We start from the raw sequence: 15,726 nt of genomic DNA on the forward strand, positions 1-15,726 counted from the left end.
CGGTCCCCCTTTCACTCCACAACTGAGTACACCGTACCCGTTTGCGCGTACGCCGTACCCAGTTTCTGTCCGCGCACCTAGACTGGCCCCATGGCGAGCGGTACGGAGACCAGCGGCAGCGGTGACATCAACCGCACCCTGGAACTGTTGTGGGACAGCGGCCGGCGACCCAGCCGGGGGCCCAAGCCGGGGCTGACGCTGGAGCGGATCGTGGAGGCGGCCGTCGAGGTCGCCGACCGGGACGGGTTGGGCGCGGTCTCGATGCGCCGCATCGCCACGGAGCTGGGCACCGGCACCATGTCCCTGTACCGCTACGTCCCGGGCAAGGGCGAGCTGCTCGACCTGATGCTGGACCGCGTGCAGCGCCCCTCCGAGGACCCCGACGACCTCGGCGACGGCGACTGGCGCTCGGCGCTGGAGGCCCTCGGCCACGCCACGCTCGCCCTCTACCGCCGGCACACCTGGCTGCTGGAGGTCAACCAGTCCCGCCCGGTCCTCGGCCCGGCCGCGCTGGACGGCATGGAGAAGGTGCTCGCCCGGATCAGGCCGATGGGTCTGACCGACCCGGAGCTGGTGTCGACGATCGTCATGATCGACGGGTACGTGGTCGGGGCCGCCCGCACGCAGGTGTACCAGGAGGAGGCGGAACGCACCTCCGGGATGACGGACGCGCAGTTCTGGCGGGCCCAGGAGCCGGCGCTGGTGAAGGCCATGACCAGCGGGCGCTACCCCGTGCTGGCCTCCCTGTCCGAAGACGCCTTCGGCACCGGCTTCGACCACTTCGAGTTCGGGCTGCGGCGCATCCTGGACGGGCTGGAGGTGCTGGTGGCCGCGCGGCGCGCGGCGGACGGGCCGGCGACGGACGGGTCAGCGGCCGCGGAACAGCCGTCGTAGTCCGAACAGGACGGCGCACGCCACGAGCAGCCCGACCGCCCCGACCTTGAGCGTGTCCCCGCCCGGACCGTCGGCCCCGTCGGCGCCCCCGCCCGAGGCACCGGACCCGCCCCCGCCCGACCCACTGCTCCGGCCCGGCGCGTCCTCGGCCTTGACCGGGCTGTTGACGCCCTCCATGCCGAGCAGCAGCTTCTCCCCGTCGGGGGTGTAGGTGACGGACTCCCCCTGCCCCAGCGGCACACTGATCCGCCCCTTGCGCTGGATCTTCCCGCCGTTCCAGTCGTACCAGACGCCCCCGAGGTACCCGCGCACGGCGAGCGTCTTCCCGTCCGGGGAGAAGGCGGCGTCGGTGGCCCAGAGCTCGACGGGGGCGGTGGGCCGGAAGACGTTGGCGCCGGAGGCGGAGAGCTTCTCGGGGCCCTCGTACAGATGCCCGCCGTCCTCGTGCTTGTCGATGATGTAGACCCGCCCGGTCGTCGGGTGGACGGCCATCGACTCGGCGTCGCGGGAGCCGTCCGCGTACTTCACGACGTACTGCGTCGCCTTGACCGTCTGGTCCCTCAGTTCCGTCGGCTCGGGCAGCTCGTAGATCCACACGTACGGCCAGGACACGCCGTCGTTGTCCCCGATGTCGCCGACGAAGATCCGGTTGTCCGGCCCGATGGAGATCGCCTCGACGTCCCGGGGCGTGCCCACGCCGGAGAGGGCGACGCGCGCGACGGTCTCGCCGGTGGAGCCGTCCACGGCGTACAGGTAGGGGCCGTTGTCCTGGTCGTTGTGCGTCCAGTAGACGCCGGGGTGGAGGCGGGAGGCGGCGAGGCCGCTGGACTCGGTGATGCGCGGGTCCTTGATCGTGAAGCCGTCGCTCCCGTCGTCCCCGTCGGCGGCGGAGGCGGGCACGGCGAACGCGCCCGCGAGGAGGGCCGAGGCGAGGACGGCGAGAGATCGGCGCATGCGCCAAGCCTGCCATCCCGCACGGGCGTTCACGTCGGCGGTCACCCTGCGTGGCCGGACTCACATCGCGCCGGTCGGGCCCATCGTCCATGATGAGCGGATGCTCAGGTTCATGTTCGTCGGTGACTCCATGACGATCGGGAGCGCCGGCGAACACACGTGGCGCTACCGGCTGTGGCGGCACCTGCGCGACTCCTGCGGTCGCCCCTTCACGTTCGTGGGCCCGCGCGAGACGCTGCACGACCCGTCGACGGACGAGCCGACCTCGTACGCCTACGCCGACCCGGACTTCCCCCGCGCCCACCTGGCGGGCTGGGGCGAGGGCTGGCACCACATGACCCCGGTCATCGGCGAGACGGTACGGTCCTGCCGCGCGGACGTGCTCCTGGTCTCGCTCGGCCTGATCGACCTCGGCTTCTACACCAACGCCGAGCAGACCGCCGACAACGTCCACGCCTTCGTGGCGGACGCCCGCTCGGCGAACCCGCGGGTCCGCATGGCCGTGATGCCGGTGCTGCACAACGTCCGGGTGGACGCCGACGAGACGTTCGCCGGGCAGGTCCACCGCTTCAACGAACTCCTGGCGAAGACGGTCGCCGACCTCGACGAACCGGGCTCCTCCCTGCTTCTCGTCCCGCCGCCTCAGTCGTACGACTTCCACGTCGACACCCACGACGGCACGCATCCCAACGCGAGTGGCGAGCACCTCATCGCGGGCGCGTTCGCGGAGGCGATGGGCGAGGGGTGGGGGCTGGGCGGGCCCTACTCGGCCGCTTCCCCGTAGGTCTCCCGGATCGCCCGGACCATGTGGTCGGCGCAAGGGCGCACGCCTTCGTCCCAGTGCTCGTCGTGCTCGTGCCCGAGGTAGACGGCGCGGGCGTGGGCCAAGGGCTCGCGGTACCCGGCGGGCAGCCGGGCGAGGGCCCAGTCGGCCGCCGCGTCCTTCGACCGGATCCCGCCGGTGACGAGCGTGCTCCAGATCCGGGCGAGGGTGAGCAGGACGTTGCGGGTGTCCGGCTCCAGCTCGGCCGTCAGCTCCGGCAACCCGGCGACGATCGCCCGCCGCAGGTCCGTGTGCGGGACGGGGTCGAGGAGGGCGGCGGGCCGTGCAGCGGGGTGTCGGCGCGCAGCACCATGGTCAGGAGCGGGGCCAGGTCGGGGTCGTCCTCGGGCCCGGGGACGTGGCCGCGCTCGTAGGCGGCGCGCAGCCACTCGCCGTAGAGGTAGTCGCGGCGGGGCGGGTAGCGCCACGGCCGGACGTCGCCGTGGACGACGACGATCAGCTCGACGGGGCGGCGCCCTGCGCCTTGGGACACCGTCAGCAACTCTTCCGTGAGTGCGGCGCGTCGCGCGTGCGTCGTGGGGTTCCGTACGACGACGAGCAGATCGAGGTCGCTGTGCGGGCGCAGGCCGCCGAGGGTGGCGGAGCCGTGCGCGTAGACGCCGAGCACGGCGTCGTGGCCGAGGTGGCGCCGGACCAGGGTGACGAGGTGGTCGGTGCGGTCCCGCTCTGGCATATGCGCGTCCTCCCGTGCCCCGGTCGCCGTGCGTATCGTTTGTACCGCGCGGCTGTAACCGTCGTCGGGGCAGCCGGGGAGGAGCGCCACGATGACCGTCGTAGACGACAGGATCGCCATGGCCGACGCCAACACGGAGTGCTTGGACGAGTGGTTCAAGCGGCTGGAGCGGATGCCCGTCCCCGAAGGATTCCGGGTCGAGATCGTCGAGGGCAACGTCCACATGACACCGCAGCGCGACACGCACTGGGCAATCATCCGCCGGATCGTACGGGCCATCGAGGACCGTTTCGGTATGGACGTATTGGTCCTCTCGGACGTCCGCATCGACTTCCCGGGCCCCATGAACGGCTTCTGCCCGGACGTGGCCAAGCTCCGCGACGGCGCGGAGCATGACGAAACGGGCCACCGGCGATACCAGGACGTCGAGTTCGTCGCCGAGGTCATCTCCCAGGGCACCGCCGCCAACGACTATGGCCCCAAGAAGCTCGCCTACGCCACCGCCGAGGTCCCCCTCTACCTCATCGCCGACCCGTACCAGGGCCGCTGCCACGTCTTCACGCACCCCAAGGACGGCGACTACACGACCGAGACCCGCGTCGCCTTCGGACAGGAACTGGACCTCACCGACACCGTCCTCGGCCTCACCCTGAGGACCGACACCTTCCCCCGCGACTGACCCACCCGACCCGCTTGCCTGGAGCGCACTCCAAGCCGTTGGCTTGGGGACCATGGAGTACACGCAGCTGGGACGCACAGGACTCAAGGTCAGCCGGCTCGTCCTCGGGACGATGAACTTCGGTCCGCAGACCGACGAGGCCGACAGCCACGCCATCATGGACGCGGCGCTGGACGCCGGCATCAACTTCTTCGACACCGCCAACGTGTACGGCTGGGGCGAGAACAAGGGCCGCACCGAGGAGATCATCGGCAACTGGTTCGCCAAGGGCGGCGACCGGCGCGACAAGACCGTGATCGCCACCAAGGTGTACGGCAACATGGGCGCCGACGGCGAGGCATGGCCCAACCACGACAAGCTGTCCGCCGTGAACATCCGGCGGGCGGTCGACGCCAGCCTGAAGCGGCTCCGGACCGACCACATCGACCTGTACCAGTTCCACCACATCGACCGCGCCACCGGCTTCGACGAGATCTGGCAGGCCATCGACACGCTGGTGCAGCAGGGCAAGGTTCTGTACGCCGGGTCGTCGAATTTCCCCGGCTACAAGATCGCGCAGGCCAACGAGACCGCCGCCCGGCGCGGCGGCACCATCGGCCTGGTCAGCGAGCAGTGCCTGTACAACCTGGCCGAGCGCCGCGCCGAGATGGAGGTCATCCCGGCCGCGCAGGACTACGGCCTCGGCGTCATCCCCTGGTCGCCGCTGCACGGCGGACTGCTCGGCGGGGTCCTCAAGAAGGAGGTGCAGGGCGGGCGCCGCGCCTCCGGCCGGGCGGCCGACACCCTGGCCGACCCCGCCAAGCGGGCACAGATCCAGGCGTACGAGGACCTGCTCGACAAGCACGGCGTCGAGCCCGGCGAGGCCGCGCTGGCCTGGCTGCTGACCCGGCCCGGCGTGACCGGCCCGATCGTCGGCCCGCGCACGGCCGATCAGCTCGCGTCGGCGCTGCGGGCCGTGGAGCTGGAGCTGTCGGACGAGCTGCTGGCCGGGCTGGACGAGATCTTCCCGGGACCCGGGCCCTCTCCGGAGGCGTTCGCCTGGTAGCGCAGTGACGTGGTGAGCGGGGCGGCGGCCGCCCACGGCCCGGTCAGCCGAGGGCCGCCGCCACCGCCACCACCACGAGCATGAGCACGAGCACACCGGCCATGATCCGGTTACGGGTCTTCGGGTCCACGTCCCCGAGCCTAACCGGACGCGCCGAGCGGGCTGCGGGCGACCGTCTCGTAACGGGGCTGCTCGCCCGGCACCCCGGACCTCGGCAGATTGCTGCGCACCAGCGCGAGGTCGGTCACCGTCCAGGCGGGACTGGCGAAGCCGTCCAGGGCCTCGACGTACGGCCGCACGTCGAACGCCACCCGGCCGCGGGCCACCGTCAGATGGGGCTTGTAGCGCCGGTGCGCGCCCATCTCGACGCCCGACTTGCGCCCCGCCGACTCCGCGCGGTCGGCGAGCAGCTGCAGCGTCGCCAGGTCACCGTCCGCTCCCGTCCACAGGACCCGGCCGTGCCCGAACTGCCCGCCGCCGCGCAGCGCCAGCGGGAAGGGTGCGGTGCGGTGGGCGGCCCGCTCCAGGCGGGCCGAGAGGTCCGGTACGAGGTCGTCGTCGACCTCGCCGTAGAAGGCGAGGGTGAGGTGCCAATCAGCGACTCCGCCGCGGGGCCAGCCGGGACGCCCGGTCCAGCGCAGCCCCTCCGCGCCGGGCAGCCTCCTCAGCGCCGCCACCTCGGCGGCGAGGGCGGCGGCCACGTCCTCGGGGGGCAGTACGGCGGCGAAGAGTCTCATGGCATCACCCTGTCAGACCCGTACCTCCCGGCCCCTACGCCGCCGGCGCCAGTTCCTTCCGCCGTTCCCGCGGCACGAACCGCACTTGCGGGTGCCCCCGGTGCCAGCCGACCGACAGGCGCAGGTTGCCGACGCGGGCCAGGACCAGGCCGATGACGAGCGCCGCCGTCGCCGCCACCGCGCCGCCCGCGGCGAAGCCCGCACGGGCGCCGTACGCGTCGGTGACCCAGCCGACGATCGGGGCGCCGACCGGGGAGCCGCCGAGGAAGACCATCATGTAGAGGGCCATGACACGGCCCCGCATGGCCGGGTCGGTGGACATCTGGATGCTGGTGTTGGCGGTGACGTTGACCGTCATGCTGAAGACGCCGATCGGGACCATGAGCAGGGCGAACAGCCACAACCGCGGGGCCGTCGCCGCCACCATCTCCAGGGCGCCGAAGGCGAGCGCCGCCGCGATCAGCACGCGCAGCCGCGCCGTGCCGCGCCGGGCGGCGAGCAGGGCGCCGGCGAGGGAACCGACGGCCATGAGGGTGTTGAAGAGGCTGTAGGCGCCCGCACCCGCGTCGAAGACGTCGTCGGCGAAGGCGGACAGGAACACCGGGAAGTTGAAGCCGAAGGTGCCGATGAAGCCGACCAGCACGATGGTCCAGATCAGCTCGGGGCGGCCGGCCACGTAGTGCAGGCCCTCCCGCAGCTGGCCCTTGCCGCGCGGCGCGCGCTCGACGGCGTGCAGTTCGCGGGCGCGCATCAGCAGCAGGCAGCTCAGCGGCGCGACGAAGGACAGGCCGTTGGCGAGGAACGCCCAGCCCGTGCCCACCCCGGTGATCATCAGGCCGGCGACGGCGGGGCCGACCAGGCGGGCGGACTGGAAGTTCGCCGAGTTGAGGCTGACCGCGTTCTGGAGCTGGTCCCGGCCGACGAGCTCGGAGACGAAGGACTGGCGGGCCGGGTTGTCGACGACCGTGGCCAGACCCATCGCGAAGGCCGCGACGTAGACGTGCCACACCTGGACGTGACCGGTCAGGGTGAGGACGGCGAGGAAGAGCGCGGTCACGGCCATCGACGACTGGGTGACCAGCAGCGTGGGCCGCTTGCGCAGCCGGTCGACGAGGACGCCGCCGTAGAGGCCGAAGAGCAGCATCGGCAGGAACTGCAGGGCCGTGGTGATGCCGACGGCGGCCGAGGAACCGGTGAGGCTGAGCACCAGCCAGTCCTGGGCGATGCGCTGCATCCAGGTGCCGATGTTGGAGACCACCTGTCCCATGAAGAACAGGCGGTAGTTTCTGACCCTCAGGGAGGCGAACATCGACGTCTTGCGAGGGGCGTCGGGGGTGGTCGGGTCGTCGTGGCCGTCAGGTGCGGGGGCGGAAGCTGTTCCGGGTCCCGTACTCAAAGGGTTCGCCTCCTCGTCGGTCTGCTTACACGTGCGCCAGCTTCTCGAGCACGGGGGCGGCGGCACGCAGGGTCGCCCACTCCTCCTCGTCGAGTCCCTCGACCAGCGTGGCCAGGAACGCGTTCCGCTTGCGGCGGCTCTCCTCGAGCATCACCACGGCCTGCTCGGTCTGCGTCACGACCTTCTGGCGCCGGTCCTCGGGGTGCGGCTCCAGCCGGACCAGACCCTTCGCCTCCAGCAGCGCCACGATGCGGGTCATCGACGGCGGCTGGACGTGTTCCTTGCGGGCGAGCTCGCCCGGGGTCGCGCTGCCGCAGTTGGACAGGGTGCCCAGCACCGACATCTCGGTCGGGCTGAGCGACTCGTCGACGCGCTGGTGCTTGAGCCGACGGGACAGCCGCATCACGGCGGAGCGCAGGGAGTTCACGGCGGCGGCGTCGTCGCCATGGTTGAGGTCCGGCATGTTCCTTAGCGTAACTCATTAGTCTGGCGAAATACCACCGCACAACCACCCGCGTGCCCGTGACGCCCGCCACTGAAACCCGCGGTTCACCCGTACGAGTGAGCCGTTGCCGGAAAACGGAGCATCACCCGGTGCGTGGGGGTGACTCTCGTGGCCATGGGGACCAGCGTGCTCAGCCTGCGGATGGACGGGGAGCTGCTCGACCGGCTCCGGCACCGTGCGGCCAAAAGAGGAATGAGCGTCCAGGACCATGTCGTCCGGACGCTCATCCGCGATGGCTTCGACGAGCGGTTCCAGTCCGCCGTGAAGGAGACGGAACGGTTCCACGGGGCCACCTGACCCCACCGGTCAGGTGAGACCCAGGGCCGGCATCAGGTAGTAGAAGGCGAAAACCGCCGACACCGCGTACATCGTGACCGGGACCTCGCGGCCCCGACCGGCGGCCAGGCGCAGCACCGAGAAGGCGATGAAGCCCATGCCGATGCCGTTGGTGATCGAGTAGGTGAACGGCATCATCAGCATCGTCACGAAGGCCGGGATGGCGATCGTGAAGTCGCTCCAGTCGATCTCCCTGATCGAACCGGCCAGGATCAGGAAGCCGACCGCGACCAGCGCCGGGGTGGCCGCCTGGGACGGCACCATCGTGGCGACCGGCGTGAGGAACAGGGCCAGGGCGAACAGCGCGCCGCTTACGATGTTCGCGAAGCCGGTGCGGGCACCCTCGCCGACGCCCGCCGTGGACTCCACGAAGCAGGTCGTCGCCGACGCGGAACTGGCGCCGCCCGTGGCGACCGCGATGCCGTCGACGAACAGGACCTTGTTGATGCCCGGCATCTGACCCTCGCCGTCGGTCAGCTTCGCCTCGTCGCTGACGGCCATGATCGTGCCCATCGCGTCGAAGAAGCACGACAGCAGGACGGTGAACACGAACAGCACCCCGGTCAGGATGCCGACCTTCTCGAACCCGCCGAACAGGCTGACCTCGCCAACCAGGCCGAAGTCGGGGGCGGCGACGGGGTTGCCGGGCCACTCCGGGGTGGTCAGGCCCCAGGAGGGGACGTCGGCGATCAGGTTGATGACCATCGCCAGGACGGTCATGACGACGATCGAGATCAGAATCGCGCCGGGGGTCCTGCGGACGATCAGCGCCAGGGTCAGCAGCACACCGAGGACGAAGACCAGCACCGGCCAGCCGAGCAGGTGGCCGCCCGTGCCGAGCTGGAGCGGGACGGTGGTCTGCGCGGCGTCGGGCATGCGGGTGACGAAGCCGGAGTCGACGAGGCCGATCAGCATGATGAACAGGCCGATGCCGATGGCGATGGCCTTGCGCAGGCCGTGAGGCACGGCGTTCATGACGCGCTCACGCAGGCCGGTGGCGACCAGCAGCATCACGACGAAGCCCGCCAGCACCACCATGCCCATGGCGTCCGGCCAGGACATCCGCGGGGCGAGCTGGAGGGCGACGACGGAGTTCACACCGAGGCCGGCGGCCAGCGCGATCGGCACGTTGCCGATGACGCCCATCAGCAGCGTGGTGAAGGCCGCCGTGAGGGCGGTCGCGGTGACCAGCTGACCGTTGTCCAGCTGGTTGCCGTACATGTCCTTCGCGCTGCCCAGGATGATCGGGTTCAGCACGATGATGTAGGCCATCGCGAAGAAGGTGGCGAAGCCGCCCCGGATCTCGCGGGGCAGAGTGCTGCCGCGCTCGGAGATCTTGAAGTAGCGGTCGAGGCCGTTCTGCGGGAGCCGCCGGTCTTCCGGCGACTCGGGGGACGGGGGGACCTTGGCGGAGGCCGAGGTGGGCATGGGTGGACCTCATCACCAACAGGTTCCCCCACGGCCTTGTTGGCGTTTCCTACGAATGAAAGCGGTCAGAGACAAACGGGTTCAGTATGAACGTATGAGCCCCGGTTTGCTATCTCCGCGCGTAGAACCGAGGTGGCGCCACGCCGCAGGGCCGCCTCCGGCCGCCTCGTAAGCTGTACGCATGACGAAGTGGACACCCAGGCACGAGGCACCGGCGCCCCTGGAGGGCCCCGTGGTTCCGACCATCGTCGGCGGCACCGTCCTCTGGTTCGTCCTCTTCCTGGTGCAGCTGCCGTTCTACGGCTGGTTCGACGACCGCGGGCACACCTGGTGGGTGTGGACGTGCCTGGCCGGCGGCGGGCTCGGCCTGATCGGCATCTGGTACGTGCGCAAGCGCGACGCCGCCCTCAAGCGGGCCGCACGGGACACCGCCTGACGCTCATGCCCGAGCGGGAGCCGGCACTTGGACCCGGGCCGTAGTACCACGGCATCATTCGCCGCGGCCGCCCGTCCTACCCCGGTCGGAACTTCCGCACATTCGGCGGGTGACGCCCCAGAACCGCACGTACCGTCGAACGCATGACGCATCTCGACGCGGACGACCGACTCGACTTGGCGCACCCCGCGCACGCCCCGACCCCGGCGACCGGCCTGACGGCGGCCGGGGTCGCCGAACGGGTGGCGCGCGGCCAGGTCAACGACGTGCCCGTGCGCAGCAGCCGGTCGCTGACCGACATCGTCCGCGCCAACGTCTTCACCCGCTTCAACGCGATCATCGGCGTGCTCTGGGTGATCATGCTGATCGTCGCGCCGATCCAGGACAGCCTGTTCGGCTTCGTGATCCTCGCCAACACCGGCATCGGCATCGTCCAGGAGTGGCGGGCGAAGAAGACGCTGGACTCCCTGGCCCTGATCGGCGAGGTCCGGCCGACCGTGCGCCGGGACGGGACGGCCGCCGAGATCAGCACCTCGGAGATCGTGCTGGACGACGTCATCGAGATCGGCCCCGGAGACAAGGCCGTGGTCGACGGGGTGTGCGTCGAGTCGGACGGGCTGGAGATCGACGAGTCGCTGCTGACCGGCGAGGCCGACCCGGTCGTCAAGCGGCCCGGGGACCGGGTCATGTCCGGCAGCTTCGTGGTCGCGGGCGGCGGTGCGTTCCGGGCGACCAAGGTGGGCCGCGAGGCGTACGCCGCACAGCTCGCCGAGGAGGCGTCCCGCTTCACCCTGGTCCAGTCCGAGCTGCGTTCCGGCATCTCCACGATCCTGAAGTACGTCATCTGGATGATGGTGCCGACCGCGATCGGCCTGATCCTCAGCCAGTTGCTCGCCAAGGACAACGAGCTGGACGACTCGATCGCCCGGACCGTCGGCGGCATCGTGCCCATGGTCCCGGAGGGCCTGGTCCTGCTGACCTCCGTCGCCTTCGCGATCGGCGTCATCCGGCTCGGCCGCAAGCAGTGCCTCGTCCAGGAGCTGCCCGCCATCGAGGGCCTGGCCCGTGTCGACACGGTCTGCCTGGACAAGACCGGCACCCTCACCGAGGGCGGCATGGACGTCACCGAACTCCGCCCGCTCGACGGCGCCGACGAGGACTACGTGCGTACGGTGCTCGGCGCCCTCGGCGAGTCCGACCCGCGCCCGAACGCCTCCCTCCAGGCCGTGATCGCGGCGTACCCGGCCCCCGAGGACTGGCGCTGCACCGAGTCGCTGCCCTTCTCCTCCGCCCGCAAGTACAGCGGCGCCGCCTTCAGCGAGGGCGACGGCGTCTCCAGCACGTGGCTGCTGGGCGCGCCCGACGTACTGCTGGCGGACGACGACCCCGCCCTCGCCGAGACCGGGCGGCTCAACGAGCAGGGCCTGCGGGTGCTGTTGCTGGCCCGCGCCCGGCGGGACCTCGACGCCCCCGAGGTGGCCCGGGAAGTGACGCCCACGGCCCTGGTCGTCCTGGAGCAGCGGCTGCGCCCGGACGCCGCCGACACCCTGCGCTACTTCGCCGACCAGGACGTCCGCGCCAAGGTCATCTCCGGCGACAACGCGGTGTCGGTCGGCGCGGTGGCCGCCAAGCTCGGACTGTCCGGCGCGACCGTCGACGCGCGCCGACTGCCCGCCGACCGGGAGGAGATGGCGGGCGCCCTGGACGAGGGCACGGTGTTCGGGCGGGTCGGCCCGCAGCAGAAGCGGGACATGGTGGGCGCCCTCCAGTCACGCGGGCACACGGTCGCGATGACCGGCGACGGCGTCAACGACGTCCTGGCGCTCAAGGACGCCGACATCGGCGTGGCGATGGGGTCCGGTTCGGAGGCCACGCGGGCGGTCGCGCAGATCGTGCTGCTGAACAACAGCTTCGCCACGCTGCCGTCGGTGGTGGCCGAGGGACGCCGCGTCATCGGCAACATCACGCGGGTCGCGACCCTGTTCCTGGTGAAGACCGTGTACTCGGTGCTGCTGGCGATCCTCGTGGTCTGCTCGCAGGTCGAGTACCCGTTCCTGCCCCGCCACCTGACCCTGCTCTCCACTCTCACCATCGGCGTCCCGGCCTTCTTCCTGGCCCTCGCCCCGAACACGGAACGGGCCAAACCGCACTTCGTGCGGCGCGTGATGCGGTACGCGATCCCGGGCGGGGTGGTGGCCGCGGTGGCGACCTTCACGACGTACCTCGTGGCCCGGCAGCACTACTCCGGTCCGGGCGCGCTGGACGCGGAGACCAGCGCGGCGACGCTGACACTGTTCCTGGTGTCGATGTGGGTGCTGGCGATCATCGCCCGCCCGTACACGTGGTGGCGGGTGCTGCTGGTGGCGGCGATGGGACTGGGCTTCGTGGTGGTGCTGGCGGTGCCGTGGCTGCAGGACTTCTTCGCGCTCAAGCTCGTGGGCGTGACGATGCCGTGGGCCGCCGTCGGTATCGCCGTGACGGCGGCGGCGGTCCTGGAGCTGGCGTGGCGGTGGGTCGACCGCCGCCTCCCCGGGCAGAACACCCAGCCGGAGGTCCCGTCGCAGGGGACTGTCGCCGGGAAAGCGTGAGCACTTCGACCCCTGTTGTCATCGGGGCGCTCAGTTGAGCGCCCCGATGACATAACCGCACCAAGTGCTCACACGAAAAAGGACACCTAGTCGAACCAGCGGTCCCGCGCCAACTCCTCCGTGCGCGAGGAGTCCTCCAGGAGCGCCGCGACCTCGAACCGCCGCGGCCACTGCCCCGCCGCCCAGGCCAGCCCCGCCGCCACCCCCTCCAGCGTCGCCGCGTGCAGCACACCGTCGTCCGTGACCCGCCAGTCGATCTCCACGCCGTCGACGACCAGTTCCTCGTGCTCGACGTACGACGCCGGGGTCCGTGCCCCGAGCAGCACCCGCACCGGCTCCGGCACGGCGTGCTCGGTGCCCTCGGAGTCCACCGCACCGGTGACGGACTCGCTCAGCCGCCGCACCTGGAACAGCTCCGCCAGCTCGGCCGCCCGGGCCGGCCGGACCGGCAGCAGCGGCACACCGGACGTGAAGGGCAGCAGGTCAGGCGAGTCGACGACCACCGCGTCGGCGGCGTCCACCACCTCCACCCGCCCGTCGACCACGGCCCGCACCTCGTCCGGCAGCGTGACCTGCTCCGGATCCAGGTCGGCCAGCGCACCGTACAGGGCGTGCAGCTGGGCGGCCGTGACCGGGCGGTCGGGGTCGGCGAGGCGGTCCAGCAGCTCGGCCGCGCCACCGGGTTCGTCGAGCAGGGCGGCCACCGAGGTGCGCACACCCAGCGCCCGCAGCACCTGCTCGTCCTCGAAGCCGGACGCGTCGGCCTCGTCGTACAGGCCGCGCAGCAGCGGGTCGCCGCCGGCCGCGCGCAGTCCGGCCGGGCGGCGTCCGCCGAGCACCGGGTGCCCGCGCAGCCACCACGCGGTGTAGGGCCGTACGACCTCGTGGGTGCCGTCGTGCAGGAGGATGCGCACCGGCTGGACCAGCGCGTCCCGCAGCGGCGGCCGGGACAGCAGGGCGAGGGCCTCGGGCCAGCGGCCGTCGTCCACGAGGTCCAGGTCGCGCACGGCGACGATCTCGGTGGCGACCGGCGGGACCGGGCTGTCGGGGAAGCGGTCGAGGACGTCCTCGCTCCACACGTCCACGGCGTCCAGCAGCCCCGCGTCGTCCGGTTCGGCGAAGTCCCCTTCGCGAGGCTCCAGTTCGTCCGGATCGAGGACTACGTCGGTGGCGCGGACCAGGGCGAAGGTGACGAGGACACCGCAGGCGGCCAGCGGGTCCGGGCCCCACCTCTCGGCCAGTTCCGCGTCCACGGCGGCGAGTTCGTCCTCGCGCATGACCCGGGCGAAGGGGCCGCCGGGGAAGACGAGTTCACCGGCCGGGGAGAGTTCGCCGTCCTCGTCGGGAAGGGCGAGGGCGCCCAGCCAGGGCTCGTCACCGGGCTCCAGTCCGGCGTCGCGCACCAGTCCGAGGACGGTCTCGGCCAGGTCGTCGGCGTCGAGGGTGTCCTCCTCCCAGTTGGTGCCGCCCTCGTCGTCAAGGGAGGCGGCGACGGCGGCCCTCACCTGCGGGGTGGTGAGCACGGCGCGCGGGGTGGCGGGGAGGGCGCCGAGCTTCTCCAGGAGCGGGTGCGCGGCGTCCGGGTGGGCGACCTTCAGGCCGAGGCGGGTGAGGACCTCCGCGTCCAGGGAGGCTGCGTCCGGTGAGGGCAGCAGCACCTGCCGGGGGCCGATGGTCGTGCGTCCGTCCGCGAGCGGCACGGGCAGCCCCGACAGCCGGTCGGGGTCGACCCCGGCGAGACTGTCGTAGAGCCGCCGCCACCACGCGGGGGCCTTCTCCAGGCCGGCCAGCCGGTCGATCGCGTCGGTCAGCGGCACCCGCGCCACCCCGAGCGTGCGCAGCTCCACTCGGCGCTCGAGACCGGCGGGCAGCAGCGTCGGCAGCACCTCGGCCAGGACCCGCACGGTGCCGGCGCCCGCACCCTCCACCACCTCGGCGTCGCGGGGGCGCAGGGACTCGGGCAGGTCGGGTTCGTCCTCGCGCGGTGCGGCGGCGGGCGGCAGGAAGGCGGTGCGGGGCAGCCGTTCGAGGATCGCCTGCCGCAGCGCGCCGTCCAGCTCGCCCTTGCCCAGCGGGCCGGGCACGAGGTCGATGAGGCCGGCGGCGACCGGGCTCCAGTCGGCGAGCAGTCCGGCGTAGGCGTCCGCCGCCCGCTCGGCCAGGAAGTCGGTCAGCGGGCCGCGCGCGGCGTGCCGGCGGGTGGAGTCCAGCGGGAAGGACGCGATGAGCAGCGCGGGCACGCCGAGGGGTTCGTCGCTGGGCGTGGGCGCGTGCAGGACGGGGCTGGTGCGGGGGCGTTCGGGGCCGCCGTCGGCGTCCACGGGCACCGCCCAGGTCACCGACCAGTGGGGGCGCAGCCGCTCCTCGACCGGCCGGTCGGCGAGGAGGTCGGGAGTGAGCGGGCCGTGCGCGACGGAGGTGCGCCAGCGGGTGGTGCCCTCCCGGGAGTCCTCGACAACCGTCAACGGACCCTCGGCGCGGCGGGCGAGCGTGCGCGTCTCGTCCCCGACCTCCACCACGACCTCCTCCAGCCCCGGCAGGGCGAGGAGCAGTGCGTCGTCGACGTCGTGCAGGAGCCGTTCGGCGAGGTCGGCTGCGGCCGTGTCGCGCAGCGGGAGGATGACGGCCGTGTCGTACGGGCTCGGGGCGCTGCCCTCGGCGGGGAACGGCAGCCGCAGCAGCGGGACGTGTCCGTCGCGCCGCCGGATCTCGTCGCCCAGGCCGGGGCTGTGCAGGGCGGTGTCGCCGGCCAGTCCCCGCGCCTCGGCCAGCGACCAGCGCACCCCGCCGTGCCGGCCGACGACGGCGGGCTCGTCGGTGACCGCGAGGACGGCGGCGAAGCCGACCCCGAACCGGCCGACGGCGCCCTGACCGGCGTCCCGCTTGGCGGAGGCGCGCAGCGTGGACAGCGACTCGACGCCGGCCGCGTCCAGCGGGGCGCCGGTGTTGGCGGCGACGAGGACACCGTCTCGCAGGGTCAGCCGGAAGCGGCCGGGCGCCCCGGCCCGGGCGGCGGCGTCGGCGGCGTTCTGCGCCAGCTCCACGACCAGCCGGTCGCGGTAGCCGCCGAGGACGAGGTCCTCCTCCGCGTTGGCGTCCTCACGGAACCTGGCCGGGCTCGTCGCCCAGGCGTCCAGCACCCCGCGCCGCAGACGTGCCGTACCGAACGGATCCGCGCCCTCGACAGCAGGCCGCACGAACATGCTCACGG

Annotated in this window: 13 protein-coding genes and 1 pseudogene; 7 read left to right on the forward strand and 7 right to left on the reverse strand. The window is 72.1% G+C overall.

Translation table 11 applies throughout. From position 1 onward, the window contains the following. Window positions 1-90 precede the first annotated feature (90 nt). Window positions 91-894, forward strand: a complete 804-nt coding sequence (locus IE142_RS07585) for a TetR/AcrR family transcriptional regulator (protein WP_191884946.1) — start codon at window positions 91-93, stop codon at window positions 892-894. Here IE142_RS07585 and IE142_RS07590 read toward each other — a convergent pair. Beyond that, window positions 868-1,848, reverse strand: coding sequence for a WD40 repeat domain-containing protein (locus IE142_RS07590; RefSeq protein ID WP_191884947.1), 981 nt, complete (start codon window positions 1,846-1,848; stop codon window positions 868-870). The two genes, IE142_RS07585 and IE142_RS07590, sit on opposite strands and share 27 nt — an antisense overlap. A gap of 100 nt (window positions 1,849-1,948) precedes the next feature. Here IE142_RS07590 and IE142_RS07595 point away from each other — a divergent pair, with 100 nt between their 5' ends. After that, on the forward strand, window positions 1,949-2,632 hold the full coding sequence (locus IE142_RS07595) for a GDSL-type esterase/lipase family protein (RefSeq protein WP_191884948.1): 684 nt from the start codon (window positions 1,949-1,951) through the stop codon (window positions 2,630-2,632). Here the strand turns inward: IE142_RS07595 and IE142_RS07600 are convergent. Further along, window positions 2,611-3,365: pseudogene (locus IE142_RS07600) on the reverse strand (aminoglycoside adenylyltransferase family protein). The gene IE142_RS07595 and the pseudogene IE142_RS07600 overlap by 22 nt on opposite strands. Window positions 3,366-3,456: 91 nt before the next feature. Here IE142_RS07600 and IE142_RS07605 point away from each other — a divergent pair. Together IE142_RS07605 and IE142_RS07610 are read left to right on the forward strand one after the other, a co-directional pair. Beyond that, window positions 3,457-4,044: a Uma2 family endonuclease gene (locus IE142_RS07605; protein WP_191884949.1), complete on the forward strand. Its 588-nt coding sequence runs from the start codon at window positions 3,457-3,459 to the stop codon at window positions 4,042-4,044. Window positions 4,045-4,096: 52 nt separating this feature from the next. Then, the gene (locus IE142_RS07610) at window positions 4,097-5,089 is read left to right on the forward strand and encodes an aldo/keto reductase (RefSeq protein ID WP_191884950.1); all 993 of its coding nucleotides are present in this window, start codon (window positions 4,097-4,099) and stop codon (window positions 5,087-5,089) included. Window positions 5,090-5,229: 140 nt separating this feature from the next. Here the strand turns inward: IE142_RS07610 and thpR are convergent, their stop codons facing one another. The 3 genes from thpR to IE142_RS07625 are packed head-to-tail and all read right to left on the reverse strand — an operon-like array spanning window position 5,230 to window position 7,685. Further along, window positions 5,230-5,826 carry an RNA 2',3'-cyclic phosphodiesterase gene (thpR, locus tag IE142_RS07615; RefSeq protein ID WP_191884951.1) on the reverse strand — a complete coding sequence of 199 codons (597 nt, stop codon included), beginning with the start codon at window positions 5,824-5,826 and terminating at the stop codon, window positions 5,230-5,232. Window positions 5,827-5,860: 34 nt separating this feature from the next. Beyond that, window positions 5,861-7,222 carry an MFS transporter gene (locus IE142_RS07620; RefSeq protein WP_191884952.1) on the reverse strand — a complete coding sequence of 454 codons (1,362 nt, stop codon included), beginning with the start codon at window positions 7,220-7,222 and terminating at the stop codon, window positions 5,861-5,863. Between the two features lie 25 nt (window positions 7,223-7,247). Next, window positions 7,248-7,685 (reverse strand): MarR family winged helix-turn-helix transcriptional regulator, encoded by a 438-nt coding sequence (locus IE142_RS07625; RefSeq protein ID WP_043381673.1) that lies wholly within the window; start codon window positions 7,683-7,685, stop codon window positions 7,248-7,250. Window positions 7,686-7,841: 156 nt separating this feature from the next. Between IE142_RS07625 and IE142_RS07630 the strand changes: the two genes are divergently transcribed. After that, window positions 7,842-8,024, forward strand: a complete 183-nt coding sequence (locus IE142_RS07630; RefSeq protein WP_191884953.1) for a ribbon-helix-helix protein, CopG family — start codon at window positions 7,842-7,844, stop codon at window positions 8,022-8,024. Between the two features lie 9 nt (window positions 8,025-8,033). Here IE142_RS07630 and IE142_RS07635 read toward each other — a convergent pair whose 3' ends face one another. Then, a complete protein-coding gene (locus tag IE142_RS07635) occupies window positions 8,034-9,491 on the reverse strand; it encodes an NCS2 family permease (RefSeq protein WP_191884954.1) in 1,458 nt (485 codons plus the stop codon). A gap of 181 nt (window positions 9,492-9,672) precedes the next feature. Here IE142_RS07635 and IE142_RS07640 point away from each other — a divergent pair, with 181 nt between their 5' ends. Next, a complete protein-coding gene (locus IE142_RS07640) occupies window positions 9,673-9,927 on the forward strand; it encodes a DUF2530 domain-containing protein (protein ID WP_071528891.1) in 255 nt (84 codons plus the stop codon). 143 nt (window positions 9,928-10,070) lie between these two features. Then, window positions 10,071-12,515 (forward strand): cation-translocating P-type ATPase, encoded by a 2,445-nt coding sequence (locus IE142_RS07645; protein ID WP_191884955.1) that lies wholly within the window; start codon window positions 10,071-10,073, stop codon window positions 12,513-12,515. Between the two features lie 86 nt (window positions 12,516-12,601). Here IE142_RS07645 and IE142_RS07650 read toward each other — a convergent pair whose 3' ends face one another. After that, window positions 12,602-15,724 carry a sacsin N-terminal ATP-binding-like domain-containing protein gene (locus IE142_RS07650; protein WP_191884956.1) on the reverse strand — a complete coding sequence of 1,041 codons (3,123 nt, stop codon included), beginning with the start codon at window positions 15,722-15,724 and terminating at the stop codon, window positions 12,602-12,604. Window positions 15,725-15,726 lie beyond the last annotated feature (2 nt).

Source organism: Streptomyces mutabilis (assembly GCF_014649815.1).
GTDB classification, from domain to species: Bacteria; Actinomycetota; Actinomycetes; order Streptomycetales; family Streptomycetaceae; genus Streptomyces; species Streptomyces mutabilis.

What these genes read in the sequence shown, in the direction of transcription:
- thpR (WP_191884951.1), bottom strand. Translation starts at nt 5,826, where the DNA reads ATGAGACTCTTCGCCGCCGTACTGCCCCCCGAGGACGTGGCCGCCGCC.
- IE142_RS07610 (WP_191884950.1), top strand. Translation starts at nt 4,097, where the DNA reads ATGGAGTACACGCAGCTGGGACGCACAGGACTCAAGGTCAGCCGGCTC.
- IE142_RS07590 (WP_191884947.1), bottom strand. Translation starts at nt 1,848, where the DNA reads ATGCGCCGATCTCTCGCCGTCCTCGCCTCGGCCCTCCTCGCGGGCGCG.
- IE142_RS07595 (WP_191884948.1), top strand. Translation starts at nt 1,949, where the DNA reads ATGCTCAGGTTCATGTTCGTCGGTGACTCCATGACGATCGGGAGCGCC.
- IE142_RS07625 (WP_043381673.1), bottom strand. Translation starts at nt 7,685, where the DNA reads ATGCCGGACCTCAACCATGGCGACGACGCCGCCGCCGTGAACTCCCTG.
- IE142_RS07605 (WP_191884949.1), top strand. Translation starts at nt 3,457, where the DNA reads ATGACCGTCGTAGACGACAGGATCGCCATGGCCGACGCCAACACGGAG.
- IE142_RS07640 (WP_071528891.1), top strand. Translation starts at nt 9,673, where the DNA reads ATGACGAAGTGGACACCCAGGCACGAGGCACCGGCGCCCCTGGAGGGC.
- IE142_RS07635 (WP_191884954.1), bottom strand. Translation starts at nt 9,491, where the DNA reads ATGCCCACCTCGGCCTCCGCCAAGGTCCCCCCGTCCCCCGAGTCGCCG.
- IE142_RS07585 (WP_191884946.1), top strand. Translation starts at nt 91, where the DNA reads ATGGCGAGCGGTACGGAGACCAGCGGCAGCGGTGACATCAACCGCACC.
- IE142_RS07645 (WP_191884955.1), top strand. Translation starts at nt 10,071, where the DNA reads ATGACGCATCTCGACGCGGACGACCGACTCGACTTGGCGCACCCCGCG.
- IE142_RS07630 (WP_191884953.1), top strand. Translation starts at nt 7,842, where the DNA reads ATGGGGACCAGCGTGCTCAGCCTGCGGATGGACGGGGAGCTGCTCGAC.